Source organism: Pseudomonas kairouanensis, assembly GCF_004682055.1.
Lineage (GTDB): Bacteria > Pseudomonadota > Gammaproteobacteria > Pseudomonadales > Pseudomonadaceae > Aquipseudomonas > Aquipseudomonas kairouanensis.
On the sequence record NZ_QUZU01000024.1, the window covers coordinates 35,153 to 55,803 of the forward strand.

Consider the following 20,651-nt stretch of genomic DNA (forward strand, 5'->3'; position numbering starts at 1 on the left):
CAGGCATCACTCGGTTCAAATGTGGGAGTGGGCTTGCTCGCGAAGGCGTTGGTTCAGGCGCAGGATATCTGCCAGCAGCACCACCGCTTTCGCAGCCTCGCTAAAGCTCGACAGCTCCCACACTTGACCGAGTTCGTCCCTTGAAATGCGAGCAAGCCCGCACATCAGGCAGACATCGGCCAGCCTTTGGCTTCACGCCGCATTCGCCGTTTGTTGCCCCGGAATCGCCGCAATCAATTCCCGGGTGTAATCGCTGGCCGGGCGGTTGAAGATACGTTCCACTGTACCCTGTTCCACCACCTTGCCATTGCGCAGCACCAGCACCTCATGGGCGAAGTTGGCCACCACCGACAGGTCATGGGACACCAGCACATAGGCAATGCCCATTTCCCGCTGCAGTTCTTCCAGCAGGTCGAGGATATGGGCCTGTACCGACACATCCAGCGCGCTGACAGGCTCGTCCAGCAGTAACAGATCCGGTTTCAACGCCAAGGCGCGGGCGATGGCTACCCGTTGGCATTGGCCGCCGGACAACTCCCGTGGCAAACGATCCAGGAAACTCACCGGCAAATGCACGCGGCTGATCAACTCCCGTGCCGCTTGCTCCAGGGCGGGACCTTTGAGCAAGCCAAACGACACCAGCGGTTCTACGATGCTGTCGAACACGGTAAAACGCGGATCGAGGGCGGCAAATGGATTTTGCTGCACCAGTTGCAGGCGTTGACGCAGCGGGCGGAAGTCGCGCCAGCTCAGGTGGGTGACGTCTTGCTGTTCGAACCAGACCTGGCCCTGGGTGGGTGTTTCCAGGCCGAGGGCGATGCGCAGCGCGGTGCTTTTGCCGGAGCCAGATTCGCCGACAATTGCCAGGGTCTGGCCGGGGTACACCTCCAGGTTGAGGTTTTCCAGGGCCACGAAACGGTTGTCCTCGCCCTTGACCGACGGCAGCACGAACGTCTTGCCGACGTTTTTCAAACTCAGGATCGGCTCTTGCATCGGGTCGATACGAATCAGGGGTTCACGCCGCTTGGCGAACGCGGGTGCGGCGCCAATCAGCGCACGGGTGTACTCGTGCTGGGGCGCGGTGAGGATTTGTCGGGGCGGGCCCTGTTCTACCAGTTCGCCTTGCTGCATCACCAGGATGCGGTCGGCGCGGTCGGTGGCCACCCCCAAGTCGTGGGTAATGATCAGCAGCGAGATGCCACGTTCACTGACCAGCCGTTGCAGGTGATCAAGAATCTTGCGCTGCACCGTCACATCCAGGGCACTGGTGGGTTCGTCGGCAATGATCAGCCGTGGGTTGCCCGCCAGCGCGATGGCGATCAACACGCGTTGGCGCATGCCGCCGGAGAGTTCGTGGGGGTACTGGCGCGCGCGCAGTACCGGTTTGTCGATGCCCACCTGTTGCAGCAGCTCGACAATATCGGCATCGATGCCGGGGTAGCGTTTGCCCTTGGCCAGGATGAGCGCTTCAGCGATCTGCTGGCCGATGCGCAGCGTTGGGTTGAGGCTGACCATCGGGTCCTGGGGCACCAGGCCCACCGTACGCCCGCGCACGGCGCGCTTCTGGCGTTCGTTGCCGTGGGTCAGATCGTTGCCGTCCACCCACAATTGGCCCGCGCTGATCTGCGCGTTGTTCGGCAACAGGCCGAGGATCGCGTTGGCCAAGGTGGATTTACCCGAGCCGGATTCGCCGACAATCGCCACCGTCTCGCCTTGGGCAATGGCAAACGATAACCCGCGCACCGCCTGGTTGGCGTGGCCGCCTGAGCGGTAGGTGACACTGAGTTGACGCACATCCACTAAAGCGCTCATCGCGGGTTCTCCTCGAACGTGCGGGCGATATGGTTAAGGCTGAACACCACCGCCACCAGGAACAGGCCCGGCAGCAGGGACACCCAAGGGGCGGTGATCAGGAAGTGACGGCCGTTGGCGATCAAGGTGCCCCATTCCGCTGCAGGCGGCACCGCGCCAAAACCGAGGAAGCTCAGACCCGCCGTGGCCAGGATGGCCGCGCCAAAATCCAGTGTGGCCAACACGGCCACCGGGCCCCAGGCGTTGGGCAGGATGTGCAGCAGCAACGTGCGCCTCCAGCTTGCGCCGCCCAGGCGCGCCGCTTCGACATAGGGCAGGGTCTTGACCCGCAGCACTTCGGCGCGGGTGGTGCGGGCGAACCCCGGAATGATGCCGACGCCCACCGCAATGGCCACCGGCACCGTGCCAAAGCCGATGGCCGTGACAATCGCCAGGGCCAGCAATACGCCGGGCAGGGCCAGCAACACATCGACAAAGCGCATGATCACCGAGTCGATACGCCCGCCGGCAAACCCCGAGAGAATGCCCAGTCCCAACCCGCCCAGCAGAGCGATGCCCACCGCCAGCGAGGCCGCCAGCATCGACAGGCTGGCGCCGTACACCACCCGGGTAAACAGGTCGCGGCCCAGTTCATCGGTGCCGAACCAGTGGGTCAGGTTGGGCGCACGCAGCTTGTCGATTGGCGCGGTGGCATAGGGGTCAAAGCTGGTCAGCCACTGTGGCGCCACGGCCGAAACCAGCGCAAACAGCACCAGCAGCACGGCCAGGCTGAAACCGGGGCGGCGCAGCAATGGCAGCAACACCGCCCAAGCGCGTTGCAGGCGGCTGCGACGGCGCCATAACGGCTGGCTGGGCGCAAGGGCAGTGCCACGTAGGTTCTGCTCAAGAATCGTCATGGTCTAGGACACCTTTGGCGTGTGGGAGATACGCGGGTCGAACCAGGGGTAAAGCAGGTCCACCAGCAGGTTCACCAGCACAAAGGCCGCCGCCGATACGGCGACGATAGCCAGTACCACTGGAATGTCCTGGCGCAGCACCGCCTCCTGGGCCAATCGGCCGATGCCATTGCGGGCAAAGATGGTCTCCACCAACACCGCCCCGGACACCGTATTGCCCACCTGCAAGCCGATCAGGGTGAGGATCGGCAGCGCGGCGTTCTTGAACCCGTGGCGGGCCTGCACCTGGCCACGGCTGAGGCCCTTGGCAAAGGCGGTGATGATGTAGGACTCCTTCCAGACTCCCTGGAAGCTGCGCTGCAGCACCTGGGCGTACACCGCCGCACTGGGAATGGCCAGGGTGACCGCCGGCAGGATCAGGCTTTCAACGCCCTTGCTGCCGGTCGCCGGAAACCAACCCAGGCCAAAGGCAAACACCTGGATCAGCAACAGCCCCATCCAGAACACCGGCACCGAAAAACCCAGGGAGGGCAGGCGGGCCAGCGCTTTCTTCAAGGGTTGCCAGCGGATATACGCGGTCAGGTAGGCCAGGCCAATCCCACCAAGCAATGACAGCACAATGGCCAAGCCCGCCAGGGACAAGGTTTGCGGCAAGCGCTCCAGCAGCAACTCGGCCACCGGGCGATTCATTGAAAGTGACTGACCAAAGTCACCCCGCAGCGCGCCCCACAGCAGGCTGAAATACTGCTCGAACACGCCCTTGTCCAACCCGTAATAGGCGCGTGCCTTGGCCAGGTCTTCTACCGACAGCGCATCGGCTTCCATGCCGGAGGCGCTGAGCATCAGGGACAACGTATCCCCCGGCAGCAGGTACAGGATGAAGTAGGTGATGCTGTAGGCACCCCACAACACCAGCAGCGCTTGCCCCACACGGCCGATCAGGTAGCGGCTCATGGCGTACCGATCTCGATATCACCCAGCAGCGCAAAGCCCTCGGCGGTCCAGCGGAAGTTCTTTACCTTGGGCGACGTCGCCGCCTGCCATACCCGCTCGTAGATCGGGAACGCCGAGCTTTCGTCGATCAGCAGGTCTTGCAGGTCGCCGTAGGCGGCTGCGCGCTGGGAGGCTTGGGTGGCGGTGATGCCCGCATCAAACAAGGCCTTGGCTTTATCCAGTACGCCGGGCTCAAAGGTGTTGGTGGCCACGGTGGAACTGTTGGCGCTGCGCGGATCGAGGATGGTTTGCAGGATGATCGGGTCGGCGCGGGTCATGTAGTTGATGGTCAGGTCGTAGTTGCCGGCAGAGTTGTTGGCCACCCACTCGGCGCGGGTCACCACGCTGAGTTTCAACTCGATACCGACTTTGCGCAGTTGGTCCTGGATCAGCACGTCGCCAGCGGTTTCCGCCGGGCTGATGTTGTAGCTCAGGCTCAAGCGCTTGCCGTTTTTCTGCCGGTAGCCGTCTGCGCCCTTGGCCCAACCGGCTTGATCCAACAGTTGCTCGGCGCCGGCCGGGTCGTAACCAAGCTTGGCAGCCTGGCTTTTGACGTAAGGCGTGGTCACGTCAAACACGCCTTGCACCACCGGGAACTCGGCGTTGTACACGGTGCTGGCGTAGCTCTTGCGGTCGATGGATTTCTGCACGGCCAGGCGCACTTGCTGGTCGGCCAGCAGGCGTTCGCCTCGGGTGTTGGGGAACAGGTTCAGCGCAGGCCCCGGCAGTGATCGGCTTTGAATGGTGGCGCCCTTGGACTGGAACAGCTTCAGGTCCACCTCCGAAAACGGGTTGCGCGGCCACAGGATGTCGGCCTTGCCCTGCAGGAACAGGCCGTTGCGTACGCTTTCCTCGGGGATATAGGTCACGTCCACCGCATCCAGGTGGGCCTCACCCTGGTTTTTCATATTGGCCGACGCCCAGGCGTAGCCCTTGCGTTTGGTCAAGTGCGCGCCGACTTCCGGGGTGTAGCTCTCCAGCACGAACGGGCCGGTGCCGATGATTTTGCCCAGCGAGCGCTCCTTGACGGTAAGGGCGTAGGAAGCGGGTGCAAGGATGGCCAGGTTGGTGGTGGAGGTGGCCTGCAGGAACCCCGCATTGGGCTTGGACAGCACCAGCTTGACGGTGAAGTCGTCGACCACTTCGGCATGGTCATAGCCCGCCAAGTAGGTGGCGCCGAAGGTCGCCGGCAATTCGGTGGCCAGGGCCTTATCGCTGTCAAAGGCGGTTTTCACTGCCTTGGCATCGAAACGTTCGCCGTTGCTGAAGGTGACGTCCTGGCGCAGGTGGAAGGTGTAGGTCAGCGCGTCGTCGCTCACGTCCCAGCTTTTGGCCAGCCAGGGAATGATCTTGCCGGTTTCCGGGTCTTGGTCAGTGAGGGACTCGGCGACATTGCGCAACAGCACGCGGTGCTCCAGCCAATAGACCTGGAACGGATCGATGCTGACCAGGGTGGTGTTGTCCCCGAAAAAGGCGATGTTCAGGGTCTTGTTCGCCTGGGTGTCGTTACCCGGCGAGCAAGCGGCCAGGCTCAAGGCCAGGGCGCAGGGGGCCAGCAGACGGCTCATCAAGTTGGAGGTATTCAATGGTTTGCCCTCGTATGGCGGTTCGGGTGCGTGCAAGGTGTGGATCAGAAGTCGTAGGCCAGCTTGGTGTACCAGTAGCCGCCGCCGGGGTAGAACGGCGGGTTGCCGTAGGCTGCCAGGCCCAGGTTGCTGTACACCGCGTGTTTGTCGGGGCGCACGTCGAAGATGTTGGTACCGCCGATGCTCAGGGTCAGGCTGTCGACGAATGTGTAGCTCACGTCGAGGTCGGTGATCCATTTGGCCCCGAAGCTGCGGTCGCCGCTGGGGTTGACTGCCAGGGTCTTGACCGCGCCATAGCGGGCTGTTTGCAGGTTCACTGCCAGGTCCGAGACCTTCCAGTTGGCGCCCAAAATCCACTTGGTCTTGGGCGAGGCGTCGGTGAGGTCGCCTTCGCGGTCTCGGCCCACCAGGGTCACGCCGGAACCTGCCAGCGCACTGGGCGTGTCGCGGGCGCCCTCAATGGTGGTCTTGTTCCAGTTGAAGCCCAGGCTCCAGCGCACCTCACCAAAGTTATCCAGCGGGGTGGTGTGGTCGGCCACCACGTCCAGGCCCTTGGTGCGGGTGTCGAAGGCGTTGGTGTAATAGTTGACCCAAGTGCCGCTGGGCACGCCTTGGGCGGTGAGGATCGCGTTGATCGCGCCGTTGCCGCGGTCGTAGATGTTGCTGGTCAGGGCGATACGGTCATCGATGTCGATCAGGTAGGCGTCGGCGGTGATGCTGGTGCGCGGCGCCGGTTGCCAGGTCAGGCCCAGTCCCAGGTTGCGGGATTTTTCCGGCTTGAGGTCATCGCCGCCCAGGGCCTTGGCCAGGTTACTGCCCGATGGGGTCAGGCGGGTCACTGCCGGTACCACATTGCCGTTGGCGTCGATTGCCACGCGGTTGTCGGCCACGGTATAGCCGATCTGGGTCAGGGATGGCGCGCGAAAGCCAGTGCCGACGGTGCCGCGCACGGCCACGGTGTCGGTCAGCTCGTAGCGCGAGTTCACTTTCAGGCCAAAGGTGTTGCCTGAGTCATCGTCGTAGTGCTCGATGCGGCCGGCGAAATCCAGGAACCAGCGGTCGGTCAGGTCAAAGCCCAGGTCCAGGTAGCCCGCGTAGTTGTTGCGGATCAGGCTGACTTCATCTTCCGGGCGAATCGTCACCGCCGCCTGGGCCCCCGATGCCGCCGGATACGTGCCGGTGATGTACGCTTCGCGGTCGCCGGCGAAGGTGCTGAAATGCTCCCAGCGATGCTCCAGGCCGGCCGATACCTGCACCGGTGATGTGAGGTTGAACAGGCTGTCATAGCGGCGGGTGAAATCGAGGTTGTTGACCCACTGCTCAAAGCGAAAAGTCGCCAGGTTGTCGAACTTGGTCGGTGACGCGGTGCCCAGTGACGGGTTGATATTCAGGTCGCTGGAATGGTGCACATTGTTGCGGCCATAGGTGGTGCTCAGGTCCCAGTTCCACTCGGCCACCTGGCCCTTGCCCCCCAACAGCAACTGGTAGTCGCGGTCCTTGATGTTGTTCAGCGGGAAGTAACCGTCGGGGAACACCTCGGGCACCGCCGCGGTGCCCGTGGGCAGGCGGAAATAGTTGGCGGCTTCGGCGTCGCGTTCACCGTAGGTGGAGAAGGAGTACAGCGTCAGATCCTCCAGGGGCAGTTCGGCGTTGTAGGCCAGGTTGAAGGCCTTGAGGTCGGGGTCGCCGTTCTTGATTGCCACCCGGTCCCAGGCGGCTTCCTTGGCCGGGTCGGCAAAGGCGCGCACGCTGCTGTCGGCCTTGTCGTTCCACGAGGCGCTGCCACGTTTGCGCGCGTCGGCCGAGAGGTGAAAGAACCCGCCCTGGCCTAGCTCGAAACCCTGGTCGCCGGCCACCTTGATAGTTTCACCCTGGCCGGAAAACAACTGGCCGTAGCTGGTTTCCAGGTGGCCGCCGCTGCGGGTGTTCTTGAGGATGATGTTGATCACGCCCGCCACCGCATCGGAACCGTACTGCGCGGCGGCGCTGTCTTTGAGCACTTCGATATGGTCCACGGCGCTCACCGGGATCAAGTCGATGTCCACCGCATTCGCACCGCTGTTGTCGATGGAACCGCGCTGGCCGGTGGCGCCGTTGTGGCGGCGTTTGCCGTTGACCAGCACCAGGGTGTAGGCCGGGCCGAGGCTGCGGTTGCTGAGCGGGCGTGTCACCGAGTTGTACCCGGCGATATTGGTGCCGAAGTTGAACGATGGCAGCAACTTGGCTATCGCCTCCGACAGTTCGGCGCGGCCGGTCTTGAGCAACTGGTCGCTGTTGATCACATCAATCGGCGCCGGGCTGTCGGCCACGGTTCGTTGCTGGCCGCGCAGGCCCGTTGAGATCACCGTAACGGTGTCGAGCTTGGCCTCTTCGGCGAAGGTGGGCGCCGTGGTCAGCAACAACGAACTGGCCAGCAGTGTCAGGTGAAACCTTCTGGTTGGAGCGGGAAATGCGATATCGGGCATGTGAGCAATAGTCCATTACGCGTGGCACTGGCCCGGGGCGCGGGTACAGCTTCAATAGGTAGGGGAACCGTCAGTGGGCGACGGCCTGAAGAAAGGGGTAGTCGATGTAGCCTTGGTCACCGCCGACGTCGAAGCTGGCCTCGTCGGGGGTATTGAGCGTCCGCCCGCCCGCGGCGTGCACCGCTTCGGTTATCGGCAGCCAGGCCTGGACCTGGGCGTTGTGGTGAATGGCCGAGCCACCAGGTCGGCTGACGCTTTCGGCGGACACATGGGTCGCTTCGGAAATAATCAGCCCCGCGCTTGCCCGTTGCTGGTAGTAGGTAACCACGCGTGGCAGCGGCTGGCGTGTCTCTTCATGGGCGCGCGCACGGCCCAGCGGTGCCATGAGGATACGGTTGGGCAGGGTGAGCGCGCCAAGCACGGCGGGTTGGTAGAAGACGGACATGATCACAGGCTCCTGGCGGGGTTGGGTGCGTCCTCCGCCAGGTATGGGGTCGGTCTGTGATAGGAAGATATTCCTATAAAAAACCCGAGTGAAAGTCTTTTTTGGAATAAGCTAATTATCAGACATTGTTATTTTGTATTTTCATAAGATCATCTATTTTTATTATGTGAGGGGTTGTTGGATAACGACCACCCTCGGGATTCGACAAACCCGGCCCGCGCAGATCGGGAGCCACCACTAGCAACCCTTTCCTACAGCACCTGACATGCATCTTCGTCGCCATTGGATGAATAACTCAGCCTGGGGTTGTCGAAATCCAGCCCACTGAATTCATCCCCCAGAAAATCCAGCAGCGTCCTGACGGCAGGCATCAACCCGCGTCGGGACGCAAACACTGCCTGCACAAAACCACTCAGTGGATGCCAACCCTCCAGCACCGGGGCCAGTCGCCCGGCCTCGATATCCTTGAACACCACCAGCTTGGGCAATTGCACGATCCCACTGCCTTCCAGCGCGGCCCGGCGCAAGGTGATTACGTCGTCGGTTACCAGTCGCGGCGTGTGCTGCACGGTGGCCCTTACGTCATCGGGGCCTTGGAGCGTCCAGGCATAGTGGCGAGTGCAAGGGCCGTTGTGGAGGCTGGGGTAGCGCTGCAGGTCGGCCAGGGTGCCGGCCTTGCCCAGGCGCTCCAGCAGGCGAGGGCTGGTCACCAGCTGTTGAGGGCTTCTGGACAGCGGCTTGACGGTCAAGCCGCTGTCTTCGAACGGCGGGAATCCCACCCGCAAGGCCACATCGAAGCCTTCGCGCATCGGGTCGACGGTGCGGTTGGTGCTCTCGATATGCACCTCCACATCCGGATAGCGCTGCATGAAACGCGCAACCATGCCCGCCACTTGGTAATTGAGCAGTGCGGTCGGGCAGGCGATACGCACGACCCCGCGTGGCGCCAGGGTGTTGTGTTCGATGATCGATTGGGCGGCCTCGGCATTGGCCAGCATCTCCAGGCATTGGTGGTAGTACTCCATGCCCAGGTCCGAGACTACGAATTGGCGGGTCGAGCGGTTGATCAGGCGCACACCCAGCCGGGTTTCCAGGGCAGACAGGTGGCGGCTCAGGCGGGATTTGGGAATGTTGAGCGCTTCGCTCGCGGCGCCGATGCCTTGGTGCTCAACAATCTGGGCGTACAGGTAAAGCTCGTTCAAGTCGTACATTCAAGGCTGTTCCATTTACGAAATTGTCTGTTCCGGGTGTCGGTCTACCGGCTTGAGCGGGTGGGGCATAAGGTAGTTGCACATTTGAAAACCGACAGAAGAGGTGCCCTGTGAAAAAGAAAATACTAGTGGTTCTGACGAGCTTCGCTAAATACCCGACGATTGCCCGCGCTACCGGGCTGTGGCTGGGGGAGGCCGTGCACTTTGTCAAAGTGGTCCAGGACGCCGGTTACCAGGTTGACTACGTAAGCCCCAAGGGTGGCTACACGCCGATCGATCCCCACAGCCTGGCCATGGCCGACGAAACCGACTGGAAGTGGTACCAGGACGCCGCCTTCATGGCGCGCCTGGGCGCTACATTGAAACCGGCCGAGGTCAACCCGGCCGACTACGCGGCGATCTATTACGCCGGTGGGCATGGCGTGGTCTGGGACTTCCCGGACAACCAACCGTTGCAAGCCATCAGCCAACAGATCTACGAGAATGGCGGCGTTGTATCGTCCGTGTGCCACGGCGCCGTCGGGCTGCTCAATATCACGCTGGCCGACGGCTCGTTGCTGATCAAGGGCAAGGAACTCACCGGCTTTACCAACAATGAGGAAAAACTCGCCGAACTGGACCAGTACATGCCGTACCTGACCGAAGATGAGTTGGTCAAACGGGGCGCCATCTTCAAGGCGGCCGCCGAGCCGTGGCTGGAGTTCGCCGTGGCCGACCAGCGCGTGATCACCGGGCAGAATCCGGCCTCCGGCAAAGCCGTCGGCGAACTGGTCGTCAAACAACTCGCTGGCTGACCTGCCACCGCCTGCCCGCGCAGCCCCCACGCAGGGCCGCGGGCAGCCGGTTTTATTCGATTCACTCACCTTTGCTCCCCCTGCAGGCTGCGCCGGATTCGGTTGCGGTCTACAGGCGCGCGTGCCCACCCAGAGCGTGTTTCTAATGTCGATTCCGTTATATGTCACTGCAGTGTTCAAAGTGAAACCCGAGGGGCTTGCGCCCATGCTTGCGCTGTTGGAGGTCTTGAGCGAGTTCACCCGCGAGGAGGCGGGTTGCCTGGGCTACGGCTACTTCCAGGCCGTGGATGATCCCTTGCAGTTCTCCTCGTTCGAGGCCTGGCAAAGCGATAAACATGAAGCCTTGCACTGGCAGAGCGAGCACCTCACGCAGGCGCTCGCCCAGGCCGCCGAGCTGTTGCAGGACACGCCCCGCATCAGCCGCTACCGGCGGGTGTGTTGAGTCAGAACTGTTCGGCGCCTAGGGCGTAAAGGCCCGCGCTGCCGGCGCGGGCGGTAATGGCCAGGGCTTCGATGCGTGGTAACAGGTGGCTGAAGTAAAACCGCGCCGTGGCCAGCTTGGCGGTGTAGAACTCGCCGGTATAGCCCTCGGCGGCACGCGCCATGCGCGCCCACATATAGGCGTAGGCGGTGTAGCCGAAAAGGTGCAAGTAGTCCACCGAAGCGGCGCCCGGCGCCCGTGGATCCTGCGCCGCTGTTTGCTGCAGGTGGGTGGTCAGGTTTACCAGATGGTCCAGGGCATGCAGCAGCGGGGCACCGAACTGTGGGTCGGTGTCGGCAAAGGTGCGTACTTCCTTGGCGAACAGCGCCAACGACTGACCGCCATTGCCAAGCACCTTGCGGCTGATCAGGTCCAGCGCCTGGATACCGTTGGTGCCCTCATAAATCTGCGCAATGCGCACATCGCGCACCAGTTGTTCCTGGCCCCACTCGCGTACGTAACCATGGCCGCCCAGGACCTGTTGGCCGAGTACGCAGCTTTCCAGTCCGGTGTCGGTAAAAAACGCCTTCGCCACCGGGGTGAGCAAGGCCACCAATAGCTCCGCGTGCTGGCGTTCCTGGGCATCGTCGCTGTACTTGCTGATATCCAGTTGCTGCCCCAGCCAGGTGGCAAACGCACGGCCGCCTTCGGTCAGGGCCTTGATGGTCAGCAGCATGCGGCGTACGTCGGGGTGGGCGATGATCGGGTCGGCGGCCTTGTCCTTGTGCACCGGGCCATCCGGCGCGCGGCTTTGCAGGCGGTCGAGGGCGTAGGCCACTGCCGTCTGGCTGGACATGTCGGCGCAACCAATGCCTTGCAGGCCGATGGACAGGCGTTCGTAGTTCATCATGGTAAACATCGCCGCCAAGCCTCGGCCGGGATCGCCCACCAACCAACCGGTGGCGCCGTCGAAGTTCATCACGCAGGTGGCCGAGGCCTTGATGCCCATCTTGTGCTCGATCGAGCCACAACTGAGGGCATTGCCCTGGGCGAGCGCGCCATGGTCGTCCACCAGCACCTTGGGCACCAGGAACAGCGAAATCCCCCGTGAACCCGCCGGTGCGTCGGGTAGCCGGGCCAGTACCAGGTGAATGATGTTTTCGGTCAGGTCCTGGTCGCCGCCAGTGATGAAGATTTTTGTACCGCTGATGGCGTAGCTGCCGTCAGCCAGGGGTTCGGCACGGGTGCGGATCAGCCCCAGGTCGGAACCGGCCTGGGGTTCGGTCAGGCACATGGAACCGGCCCAGCGCCCGGCGTACATCGCGGGCAGGTACTTGTCCTTCAGCGCTTGGCTGGCGTGGGCATCAATGGCCAGGCAGGCACCGGCCGAGAGCGTGGAGTACAGGGCAAAACTGGCGTTGGCGGCGTAGACCATTTCCTCAAATTGCACCGACAGCATCTTGGGCATGCCCATGCCGCCGAAGTCCGGGTTGCCTGCCAGGCCGACCCAGCCGCCCTCGGCATAGGTGGCATAGGCCTGGGCAAACCCTGCTGGGGTGGTGACCTTGCCATCCTGCCATTGCGCGCCTTGCTCGTCGCCGCTGCGGTTGAGCGGTGCGATCAGGCCGGCGGTGAGCTTTGCCGCTTCTTCCAGGATGGCGTCGGCGGTGTCGCTGTCGACCCGTTCGGCCAGCGCCGGCAGGCGTCGCCACAGGGCGGGGGCATCGAAGGTTTCGTTGAGCAAAAAGCGCATGTCGCGCAAGGGGGCTTTGTAGTCAGGCATGGGGCAACAACCTCTGGAAAAAACAAAAGCCGCCACGCCAGGCGTGGCGGACACCTCAGTGTGTGGAAGCGCTGGCAACGCCCAGGCCGGTCTGGGCGCGAACCAGTTGGTCGGCAAATCCGGCGCGGTCCTGCGCAGCCCTGGCACTGCGGTCCAGGCGCGAGACCACGATAATCACGATGAACGACAACGGCATGGAAAACAGGGCCGGGTGATCGTAAGGGAAGAGGGCATGGTCATGGCCCAGCACGGTGACCCACACGGTCGGCGAAAGCACCACCAGCACCAGGGCCGATACCAGCCCGGCCAGCCCGCCGCAGATGGCGCCGCGTGTGGTCAGGCCTTGCCAGTACATGGCCATGAACAACACGGGAAAGTTGGCTGAGGCAGCAATGCCAAATGTCAGCCCCACGAGGAACGCGATATTGACCTGCTCGAACAGAATGCCCAGGGCCATGGCCAGCAGGCCCAGTACGGCTACCGCCACCCGCGAGACGCGCATTTCCTTGGCTTCGCTGGCGTTGCCGCGCTTGATCACCATGGCGTACAGGTCATGGGACACCACCGACGCACCGGCCAATGTCAGCCCGGCCACCACCGCAAGAATGGTGGCAAAGGCCACCGCCGAGAGAAACCCGAGGAACAGGTTGCCACCCACCGCCTTGGCCAAGTGCATCGCCACCATGTTGCTGCCGCCCATCAGCGCGCCACCCACCTTGCCATCGACGAAATAGGCCGGGTCGGTGCCGACGATGACAATCGCGGCAAAGCCCAGTACGCACACCACCAGGAAGAAAAACCCAATGAAGCCCGAGGCGTAGAACACCGATTTACGGGCCTCTCGGGCATTGGGCACGGTGAAGAAACGCATCAATACATGGGGCAGCCCCGCCAGGCCGAACACCAGGCCAATGGCCATGGACGCCACGTTCAGCGGATGGCTCAGCATGCTGCCAGGCCCCATCAGCGCCCAACCGGCGGTATGGGCCTGCACGGCGCGCTGCGCCAGGGTGTCCAGGTTGAAGTCAAACGGCACCAACGCCAGCAGCATCAGCACCGTGCCACCGGCGAGCAGCAGGATGGCCTTGGTGATCTGGACCCAGGTGGTCGCCAGCATGCCACCGAAGATCACGTACACCAGCATCAACACACCCACCACCACGACCGCCACCTTGTAGTCGAGGCCGAACAGCAACTTGATCAATTGGCCGGCGCCGACCATTTGCAGCAGTAGGTAGCAACTGACCACCGTCAGCGAGCCACAGGCCGCCAATACCCGGATGCGGCGCGGATCGAGACGGAACGAGACGATATCGGCAAAGGTGTAATGCCCCAGGTTGCGCAAGCGCTCGGCCATCAGGAAGGTGAGCACCGGCCAGCCGATAAAGAAGCCGGTCATGTAGATCACGCCGTCATAGCCTTTGGCGAACACCATGCTGGACAGACCCAGCAGGGTCGACGCCGACATGTAGTCACCGGCAATCGCCAGGCCGTTCTGTAGGCCGCTGATGCCGCCGCCGGCGGTGTAGAAGTCCGCTGCCGAACGGGTTTTGCGGGCAGCCCAGGCAGTGATCGCCAGGGTGATGCAGATAAACAGCAAAAACATGCCAATGGCACTGGTGTTGATGCCACCGGCCAGGGTGTCGGCGTGCGCCACTTGGCTGCAGCAGGTCATCGGCAAGAGCAGGGTGCGTAAACGCTTCATGGCCGTTGTTCCTCGACGATGGCGGCGATCTGCCGGTCGAAATGCGTGTTGGCGCGGTGTACGTACCAACCGGTCAACAACCAGGGCACCACCACCAGCAAACTCGCCAGCGGGATCCCGATACTCAGGTGGCTGCCGGCGTGTAACGGTGTGTGCAACAGCGCCGGCGCGCCCGCTGCAACTGCCATGAAGGCGAAGTAAGCGCTCAGCACCCACGCGCTGAGGCGCCAGCTCAGCCGTGAACGGGCGAGTACGACGGCTTTGAAATCCGGGTTTTCGCGAATGCTGCGGTAACGCTCGGTCAAGGACTGGGGTGTGTCGCTCATGATGCCTCCGCTTGTTTTTGTTGTAGGAAAGCTGGTTGGCCCGTCGCAGGACGGGCCAGTCAAAGGCGTTGACAGCGGCGGGCTTCAGCGCCAGACGTAGTCGCTGAACTGTTCGCGCAGGGTCTTCTTGCTGACCTTGCCGGTGGCGGTGTGGGGCAGTTGGTCGACGGTTTCGCTGGCGTCGGGCATCCACCATTTGGGGATCTTGCCCTCCAGGATGGCGAGCAGCTCGGCGTGGCTGGGTGCCTGCCCCGGCTGTCGGGGCACGATCAACAGCAAGGGCCGTTCGCTCCAGCGCACATGGGGGATGCCGATCACTGCCGCTTCGGCCACCCCAGGGTGGGCCATCACGGCGTTTTCGATCTCTACCGAACTGATCCATTCGCCGCCGGACTTGATCACGTCCTTGAGGCGGTCAGTGATGAGCAGATAGCCACGGGCATCGATGGTCGCCACATCACCGGTATCGAACCAACCGTCTTCGTTTTCCAGCCCGAAGTAACCGCTGCGCACCCAAGGTCCGCGTACCTGCAGCGCCCCGGCCACCTGGCCGTCGTGCACCAGCACGCGTTCAGCCTCGTCAACCAGGCGCATCTCCACGCCGAACAATGCCCGACCGGACTTGAGCAATTGCAGGTCGCGCGGGGAGGCTGGCAGTTCGTCGTACCAAGGCTGATGGCGGTTGTAGCTGCCCATCGGGCTCAACTCGGTCATGCCCCAGCCGTTCTCCAGGGCGACGCCCTGGCGGCCCATGGCCTGGATCAGCGCCAACGGGCACGCGGCGCCGCCACTGACGGCGCGCTTGAGGGTGGGGATCTCGCCGCCCTGGGCTTCCAGGTGGCGTGAAATGTTCGACCACAGGGTCGGAACGCCCAGGGAAAAACTCACCTGCTCATCATTGATCAGACGGACCATCGCCGCGGCGTCGCCAACATGCGGGCCTGGCAGCACCAGGCGCGCGCCCACCATGGGGGCGTTGTACGGCATGCCCCAGGCGTTGACGTGAAACATCGGCACCATCGGCATCACCACGTCGAACGCGCGCAAGCCAATGTTGTCCGCCATGTTCTGCGCCATGCCATGCAGCACGGTACTGCGGTGACTGGTCAGCACACCCTTGGGGTTGCCGGTGGTGCCTGAGGTGTAGCACAGCCCGCTGGCCCGGTGTTCATCGAGTTCGGGCCAGGCATAGCCATCCTCCACGCTGGCCAGCAATGCTTCGTAGCTCAGCAGGTTGGGCAGGGTGCTGGCGGGCAACGCGTCGCCAGCGCACAGGGCTACGTAGTGGCGTACGCTGCCCAATTCGCTTTGCAGGCTTTCGAGCAGCCCGATGAACTGCGGGTCGACGAACAGCACATCGTCCTCGGCGTGACGAATGATGTAGCTGACCTGCTCAGGCGCCAGTTTGGGGTTGATGGTGTGACAGATGCGCCCCGAGCACGGCACGCCATAGTGCAGCTCGAAATGCCGATAGTCATTCCACGCCAGGGTGCCGATGCGTGCCTCGGCGTCGCAGCCCAGACTATCCAGTACATTGGCCAGCCGCCGTGCACGGGTGAACGCATCGGCATAGGTGTAGCGGTGTTTGCGGCCGTCAGCCAACAGCGAAACGATTTCGCTGTCGCCAGCCACGGTCAGGGCATGCCGCATGATCGCGGTGATGCTCAGGTTGAAATTCATCATCATGCCCAGCACAGGCACCTCCAGCCTTGTTCTTGTAGGAAAGGTAGGGCGGCCAGTGGGGCTGGCAGCCCTTTGCCAGTGGTTGAGCAAGGGTTGTGCCAATGCGCCAGGAAGATTTTTAGTCGTTTTAAATCAGTGGGTTATATAGTTGATGGGGCGGGTTATGAATGACCCGCCCGCCGTTTGCCGGTTTCACTACTGCAACGAATTTCAGAGTTGAACTGCGTGACCGATCAGTCTTGCGCGCTGCTGCGCAGTCGCCGCCAGAGGGTGGTGCGGCTGATGCCCAGCCGACGCGCTGCCGCGTCCATGTCGCCGCCGCACTGTTCCAGGGTCTGGCGTACGCGCTCGCGCTCGTGGCTGCGGCTGAGGCTGCGCAGGTCCTGAGCGCCGGCTTCGGCGGGGGCTCCGGGGCGCGTGGCAAACAATTCGCTGAACAGGGTATGCAGTTCAAGGTGACTGTCGCGCGCTTGCAAGGCATTGGCCGAGAGCGCTGCGCGCTCCACCAGGTTCTCCAGCTCGCGGATATTGCCCGGCCAGTCGTAACGCTGCAGCTGGGGCAGCAGGCGCTCCAGCAGCTTTTGGCTGGCGCCGGTGTCGAGGGTTGCATGGGGCAGCCGGGCGAGGATGGCGCTGGACAGCATCGCCACGTCTTCGCTGCGCTGGCGCAGCGGTGGGATGGACAGGCGCAGGATGTTCAGGCGGTAGTACAGGTCTTCGCGAAAGCTGCCTTCTTCGATGCGGCTCACCAGGTCGCGGTGGGTCGCGGCGATCACGCGGATATCCACCGGGGTGGGTTCGGCGGCGCCCAGGCGCAGCACTTCGCGCTCCTGCAACACCCGTAGCAGGCGGGTCTGCAAGGTCACGGGCATATCGCCGATTTCGTCGAGAAACAACGTGCCGGTGTGGGCGTTCTCGATCAGCCCGGCTTTGCCGCCCTTGCGGGCGCCGGTGAAGGCGCCTTCTTCGTAGCCAAACAGTTCACTTTCCAGCAAGGTCTCGGGGAAGGCTGCGCAGTTGATCGCCACAAACGGCCCACTCTGGCGTGGGCTGGCGTTGTGGATGCTTTGCGCCAGCAGTTCCTTGCCGGTGCCGCTTTCGCCACGAATCAGCACGGTGGCATCGGCGCCGGCATACCGCCGGGCCAGGTCGAGCATGGCGCGAAAGCCGGGGTTGTCTCCCAGGATCTGTTCGAAGCGATAGCGGGCCGTGAACTGTCGCGGCTTGGCCTGGCTGCGGATGCGTCGGTCGGCGCGCTGGATGGCGTTGGTTTCCTGGCAGGTAATCACCGCGCCTTCGGTTTTGCCCTGCTCGACAAGGGGCGTGATGTTCGCCGCCAACGTGCGGTTGCCGACTTTGACGATACGGTTTTCTTCGCCTTCGCCGCCGGCCAGCACGCTGCTGATATCCAGGCCGGCCATCACGTCGGCCAGCGGTCGCTCACGGGCCCACTCGCTGGAAATGTCCAGCAGCGCCGCCATGCGCGGGTTGAGCGACTGCACCAGGCCGGCGGCATCGACCGCAATCACGTCATCGGACAGGTTGCGCAGCACCGCATTGAGGCGCTGCTGTTGGATCAGGCTGTCCTGGCGGCTGCGACACACCGCCAGGGCGTCTTCCATGGAGCGGCGCACGGTATCGGCATTGAGCGCCAACACGCCTTGTACGCCGCAGGCCTCGGCCAGTTCTACGGCAGTGGACGAACCGACCACCACCCGGTAGCCGTCTTCGATCAGGCGCTGCACTTGCTGGCGTGCTTCTTCGTAGCGGGTGTAGGTGAGTTGGCGGATGTCCACGGTGAACAGTGACGACAGCGTGGCCAGTATCGGGTGGCCTTGCTGGAAGCTGAGGATGCCCACGCGGGTGGCGCGCGCGCGGGCCAGGTCCAGCGCGCGGATCAGGTCGTATTCACCCATGCGGATCGACAGGACGGTGGTGGTGATATGGCGGCGCAGGTACTCGGAGGTGGCCCCCGAACAAATGATCGCATCGATATCGCCTCGGGCCTCCAGGGCGCGTCCAGTGTCGCCCAATTGGTTGACGGTGGTTTCAACGATTTCCACCCTGGCGCGGGCCTGATAGTCGGGCAATACCTGCTCGACGATCCGCGCCATGCGGCTGGGCGCCTCGGGTAAACGCAGGTGGGTAATCAGCGCAACAATGCGGGGCAGGTACGGTTCGGCAGGCATGGAAAAGGTCCACAAAGGTTTTTTTCTATGCTGAAACCTTGATTTCAATTCTGCAATGGGTGGGCGGGAGGAGTGTGCGCTTGATCTGATTAAAGTGAATTTAACGCGTTGATTTATATCGATAAAAATATTTTTATCGGGAGCTGGCGCAGGTCTTGCTCAGGCAGGGGTGTAGATCATTCCACTCGTGAGTTTGAAACGCTATGCACAGCTCTACTACTGCAGGATCCGCCTACCCTCGGGTCGCGATTACGGACGCGCTTCCCGCGATTGCCGGATACGTGCGCCAACAACTGAGCGCAGACGAGGTGGTCATCGACCGCAGCGTACGATTGTCCGGCGGCGCCATTCAGGAAAACTGGCTGCTCAATGGCCGCATCCGCCGCAGTGACCGGCAGACCAACGCAAGCTGGGTGTTGCGCACCGATTCGGCGTCGTCGGTGGCGGTGAGCATGAGCCGGGCCGAAGAATTCGCGGTGCTCGCCGCCGTACACGATGCCGGGGTGCGCGTACCCGAGCCGCTGTGGCTGTGCCGGGACCGCTCGATCATTGGCCGTGACTTTTTCCTCATGAGCCAGCTGGAAGGCACCGCCAACGGCCACCAACTGACCCGCGACCCGCAGTTGGATCCGCACCGTGAGGCGCTGTGCCGCACCCTGGGCAGCAACCTGGCGCGCCTGCACCAGATCACCCCGGACCACCCCGACCTGAGCTTTCTGCCGGCGCCGGTTGCCGACCCGATACAGGCCAGCATCCTTCAATACCGGGCGTTTCTCGACGAGCTGCCCGACAACCACCTGGTGATCGAATGGGGCCTGCGCTGGTGCGAGCTGAACAAGCCCGCAGCGCTGCCCTCGCGGCTGTTGCACCGTGACTACCGCACGGGTAACTACATGGTCGCCGAGGGTCGCTTGAGTGGGGTGCTCGACTGGGAATTCACCGGTTGGGGCGACCCGCGCGAGGACATTGGCTGGTTCACTGCGCGCTGCTGGCGCTTCACTCGCCCGGACCGCGAGGCCGGCGGCGTCGGTGAGTTGGTGGCCTTTTTGGAAGGCTATGAAACGGTCTCCGGGCTGCGCGTGACCCCACAAGACTTGCGTTACTGGCAACTGATGGCCCACCTGCGCTGGGCCGTGGTGGCCCTGCAGCAAGTGCAGCGGCATGTCTCCGGCCAGCAGCGCTCCCTGGAACTGGCACTGACCGGCCATCTGCTTCCAGAGCTGGAGCAGGAAATTCTTTTGTTGAGTGGAGTACGACCATGACTGTCGGTGCACGAGATCTGCTGGACACCGCTCGGGGTGTATTGCTGACCGAGCTGCTGCCCGAACTGGACAAGGGCCTGCATTACGAAGGCCGCATGATCGCCCGGGCCATGTCCATCGCCGCGCGGGAGATCGATATCGGCGCCGACGTGGAGGCCATCGAAGCCCGTGCGCTGGCCTCGGTGATGTCCAATCACGGCTTGCTGGAACTGACCCCCATGCACGCGCGCAATCTGCTGGCCGGGTTCATTCGCAATGGGGTTTACGACCCTGTCGACTCTACCCGCGAGCAACTGTTGGCGGCGCTGCTGCGTATCACCCAGGCGCGCTTGGCGATCAGCAATCCCAAGGCCATTCGTGATGAGCACTGAGCATTACCCGGTGCCACGTCGGCGTCGCTGCTACCTGGTACGCCACGGGCATGTGGACTACTTCGACAGCCATGGCAAACCGCTGGACCCGCGCTCAGTGCGTCTGTCCGACCGTGGTTCGCATCAGGCCTGGGCGTTGAGCCGCGCGTTGCTGGACACGCCCTTCGACCGCGCGCTGTGCAGTGACTACCCACGGGCGATGCAAACCCTGGAGGTGTTGCTGATCGGCCGCGCCATGCCCACCGAAGCCAAGGCCGAGTTGCGGGAAATCCGCGCCGGGCGCTTGCGCGAGATCGCGCCACAAGACCTGCACGAACAGGTCGTCGGCGCCTACCGCACGGCCCACGAGACGGATGCGCGCTTTCTGGGCGGTGAGCGCTGGGAGGATTTTCGCCAGCGGGTCCTGCAGGCGTTCTTTGAACTGGCCGCCGACCCTTCATGGGACACCGCGTTGATCGTCAGCCACGACGCGGTCAACCGCATCCTGCTCAGTTGGGCCACGGGGGCCGGGCTGGCCGGTATCGCGGCGTTCGAGCAAGACCCGGCGTGCCTGAACATCCTCGATATCGACACCTACGGCGACCAGGTGCAAAACGCCATCCTGCGCACCGTCAATTTCACCCCGTACAACCCGCAGAAAACAGGGATCCACGACACCGTCATGGAACACCTCTACCGCGGCATTCATTCGGCCGGGCCGCAGGCCTGA

General features: G+C 63.3%; 17 protein-coding genes. 5 read left to right on the forward strand and 12 right to left on the reverse strand.

What is annotated here, in order from left to right:
- Positions 1–192 precede the first annotated feature (192 nt).
- The 7 genes from DYL59_RS18705 to DYL59_RS18735 form a co-directional block, all read right to left on the reverse strand.
- Complete coding sequence (locus DYL59_RS18705; protein ID WP_135290501.1) at positions 193–1,812, reverse strand: dipeptide ABC transporter ATP-binding protein; 1,620 nt, start codon at positions 1,810–1,812, stop codon at positions 193–195.
- The gene (locus tag DYL59_RS18710) at positions 1,809–2,708 is read right to left on the reverse strand and encodes an ABC transporter permease (protein WP_135290502.1); all 900 of its coding nucleotides are present in this window, start codon (positions 2,706–2,708) and stop codon (positions 1,809–1,811) included. Before DYL59_RS18710 ends, DYL59_RS18705 begins: the two co-directional genes overlap by 4 nt.
- 3 nt (positions 2,709–2,711) lie before the next feature.
- On the reverse strand, positions 2,712–3,662 hold the full coding sequence (locus DYL59_RS18715) for an ABC transporter permease (RefSeq protein ID WP_135290503.1): 951 nt from the start codon (positions 3,660–3,662) through the stop codon (positions 2,712–2,714).
- Entirely contained in the window at positions 3,659–5,269 is a 1,611-nt protein-coding gene (locus tag DYL59_RS18720) for an ABC transporter substrate-binding protein (protein ID WP_135290544.1), read from the reverse strand. The genes DYL59_RS18715 and DYL59_RS18720 overlap by 4 nt, the downstream gene beginning before the upstream one ends.
- Before the next feature lie 62 nt (positions 5,270–5,331).
- The gene (locus tag DYL59_RS18725; RefSeq protein WP_135290504.1) at positions 5,332–7,752 is read right to left on the reverse strand and encodes a TonB-dependent receptor plug domain-containing protein; all 2,421 of its coding nucleotides are present in this window, start codon (positions 7,750–7,752) and stop codon (positions 5,332–5,334) included.
- 70 nt (positions 7,753–7,822) lie between these two features.
- Positions 7,823–8,197, reverse strand: coding sequence for an oxidoreductase (locus DYL59_RS18730; RefSeq protein WP_135290505.1), 375 nt, complete (start codon positions 8,195–8,197; stop codon positions 7,823–7,825).
- 251 nt (positions 8,198–8,448) lie between these two features.
- On the reverse strand, positions 8,449–9,408 hold the full coding sequence (locus DYL59_RS18735; protein WP_135290506.1) for a LysR substrate-binding domain-containing protein: 960 nt from the start codon (positions 9,406–9,408) through the stop codon (positions 8,449–8,451).
- A gap of 110 nt (positions 9,409–9,518) precedes the next feature.
- On the opposite strand from DYL59_RS18735, the gene DYL59_RS18740 reads away from it, so the two are divergent.
- Both DYL59_RS18740 and DYL59_RS18745 read left to right on the forward strand, forming a co-directional pair.
- The gene (locus DYL59_RS18740; RefSeq protein ID WP_135290507.1) at positions 9,519–10,202 is read left to right on the forward strand and encodes a type 1 glutamine amidotransferase domain-containing protein; all 684 of its coding nucleotides are present in this window, start codon (positions 9,519–9,521) and stop codon (positions 10,200–10,202) included.
- Between the two features lie 145 nt (positions 10,203–10,347).
- Positions 10,348–10,644 carry a putative quinol monooxygenase gene (locus DYL59_RS18745; RefSeq protein WP_135290508.1) on the forward strand — a complete coding sequence of 99 codons (297 nt, stop codon included), beginning with the start codon at positions 10,348–10,350 and terminating at the stop codon, positions 10,642–10,644.
- 1 nt (position 10,645) lies between these two features.
- Here DYL59_RS18745 and DYL59_RS18750 read toward each other — a convergent pair whose 3' ends face one another.
- The 5 genes from DYL59_RS18750 to prpR form a co-directional block, all read right to left on the reverse strand.
- Entirely contained in the window at positions 10,646–12,406 is a 1,761-nt protein-coding gene (locus DYL59_RS18750) for an acyl-CoA dehydrogenase C-terminal domain-containing protein (protein ID WP_135290509.1), read from the reverse strand.
- Between the two features lie 55 nt (positions 12,407–12,461).
- The gene (gene actP, locus DYL59_RS18755) at positions 12,462–14,111 is read right to left on the reverse strand and encodes a cation/acetate symporter ActP (RefSeq protein WP_135290510.1); all 1,650 of its coding nucleotides are present in this window, start codon (positions 14,109–14,111) and stop codon (positions 12,462–12,464) included.
- Positions 14,108–14,437 carry a DUF485 domain-containing protein gene (locus tag DYL59_RS18760; protein WP_135290511.1) on the reverse strand — a complete coding sequence of 110 codons (330 nt, stop codon included), beginning with the start codon at positions 14,435–14,437 and terminating at the stop codon, positions 14,108–14,110. The genes actP and DYL59_RS18760 overlap by 4 nt, the downstream gene beginning before the upstream one ends.
- A gap of 84 nt (positions 14,438–14,521) precedes the next feature.
- On the reverse strand, positions 14,522–16,123 hold the full coding sequence (locus DYL59_RS18765; RefSeq protein WP_238340715.1) for a long-chain fatty acid--CoA ligase: 1,602 nt from the start codon (positions 16,121–16,123) through the stop codon (positions 14,522–14,524).
- 230 nt (positions 16,124–16,353) lie between these two features.
- Complete coding sequence (gene prpR, locus DYL59_RS18770) at positions 16,354–18,309, reverse strand: propionate catabolism operon regulatory protein PrpR (RefSeq protein ID WP_135290513.1); 1,956 nt, start codon at positions 18,307–18,309, stop codon at positions 16,354–16,356.
- Between the two features lie 203 nt (positions 18,310–18,512).
- Here prpR and DYL59_RS18775 point away from each other — a divergent pair, with 203 nt between their 5' ends.
- The 3 genes from DYL59_RS18775 to DYL59_RS18785 are packed head-to-tail and all read left to right on the forward strand — an operon-like array spanning position 18,513 to position 20,651.
- Positions 18,513–19,571, forward strand: a complete 1,059-nt coding sequence (locus DYL59_RS18775; protein WP_135290514.1) for a phosphotransferase family protein — start codon at positions 18,513–18,515, stop codon at positions 19,569–19,571.
- The gene (locus DYL59_RS18780) at positions 19,568–19,942 is read left to right on the forward strand and encodes a DUF6285 domain-containing protein (protein ID WP_135290515.1); all 375 of its coding nucleotides are present in this window, start codon (positions 19,568–19,570) and stop codon (positions 19,940–19,942) included. Before DYL59_RS18775 ends, DYL59_RS18780 begins: the two co-directional genes overlap by 4 nt.
- Entirely contained in the window at positions 19,932–20,651 is a 720-nt protein-coding gene (locus DYL59_RS18785; protein WP_135290516.1) for a histidine phosphatase family protein, read from the forward strand. The genes DYL59_RS18780 and DYL59_RS18785 overlap by 11 nt, the downstream gene beginning before the upstream one ends.

What these genes read in the sequence shown, in the direction of transcription:
- DYL59_RS18705 (WP_135290501.1), bottom strand. Translation starts at nt 1,812, where the DNA reads ATGAGCGCTTTAGTGGATGTGCGTCAACTCAGTGTCACCTACCGCTCA.
- DYL59_RS18710 (WP_135290502.1), bottom strand. Translation starts at nt 2,708, where the DNA reads ATGACGATTCTTGAGCAGAACCTACGTGGCACTGCCCTTGCGCCCAGC.
- DYL59_RS18715 (WP_135290503.1), bottom strand. Translation starts at nt 3,662, where the DNA reads ATGAGCCGCTACCTGATCGGCCGTGTGGGGCAAGCGCTGCTGGTGTTG.
- DYL59_RS18720 (WP_135290544.1), bottom strand. Translation starts at nt 5,269, where the DNA reads ATGAGCCGTCTGCTGGCCCCCTGCGCCCTGGCCTTGAGCCTGGCCGCT.
- DYL59_RS18725 (WP_135290504.1), bottom strand. Translation starts at nt 7,752, where the DNA reads ATGCCCGATATCGCATTTCCCGCTCCAACCAGAAGGTTTCACCTGACA.
- DYL59_RS18730 (WP_135290505.1), bottom strand. Translation starts at nt 8,197, where the DNA reads ATGTCCGTCTTCTACCAACCCGCCGTGCTTGGCGCGCTCACCCTGCCC.
- DYL59_RS18735 (WP_135290506.1), bottom strand. Translation starts at nt 9,408, where the DNA reads ATGTACGACTTGAACGAGCTTTACCTGTACGCCCAGATTGTTGAGCAC.
- DYL59_RS18745 (WP_135290508.1), top strand. Translation starts at nt 10,348, where the DNA reads ATGTCGATTCCGTTATATGTCACTGCAGTGTTCAAAGTGAAACCCGAG.
- DYL59_RS18750 (WP_135290509.1), bottom strand. Translation starts at nt 12,406, where the DNA reads ATGCCTGACTACAAAGCCCCCTTGCGCGACATGCGCTTTTTGCTCAAC.
- actP (WP_135290510.1), bottom strand. Translation starts at nt 14,111, where the DNA reads ATGAAGCGTTTACGCACCCTGCTCTTGCCGATGACCTGCTGCAGCCAA.
- DYL59_RS18760 (WP_135290511.1), bottom strand. Translation starts at nt 14,437, where the DNA reads ATGAGCGACACACCCCAGTCCTTGACCGAGCGTTACCGCAGCATTCGC.
- DYL59_RS18765 (WP_238340715.1), bottom strand. Translation starts at nt 16,123, where the DNA reads ATGATGATGAATTTCAACCTGAGCATCACCGCGATCATGCGGCATGCC.
- prpR (WP_135290513.1), bottom strand. Translation starts at nt 18,309, where the DNA reads ATGCCTGCCGAACCGTACCTGCCCCGCATTGTTGCGCTGATTACCCAC.
- DYL59_RS18775 (WP_135290514.1), top strand. Translation starts at nt 18,513, where the DNA reads ATGCACAGCTCTACTACTGCAGGATCCGCCTACCCTCGGGTCGCGATT.
- DYL59_RS18780 (WP_135290515.1), top strand. Translation starts at nt 19,568, where the DNA reads ATGACTGTCGGTGCACGAGATCTGCTGGACACCGCTCGGGGTGTATTG.
- DYL59_RS18785 (WP_135290516.1), top strand. Translation starts at nt 19,932, where the DNA reads ATGAGCACTGAGCATTACCCGGTGCCACGTCGGCGTCGCTGCTACCTG.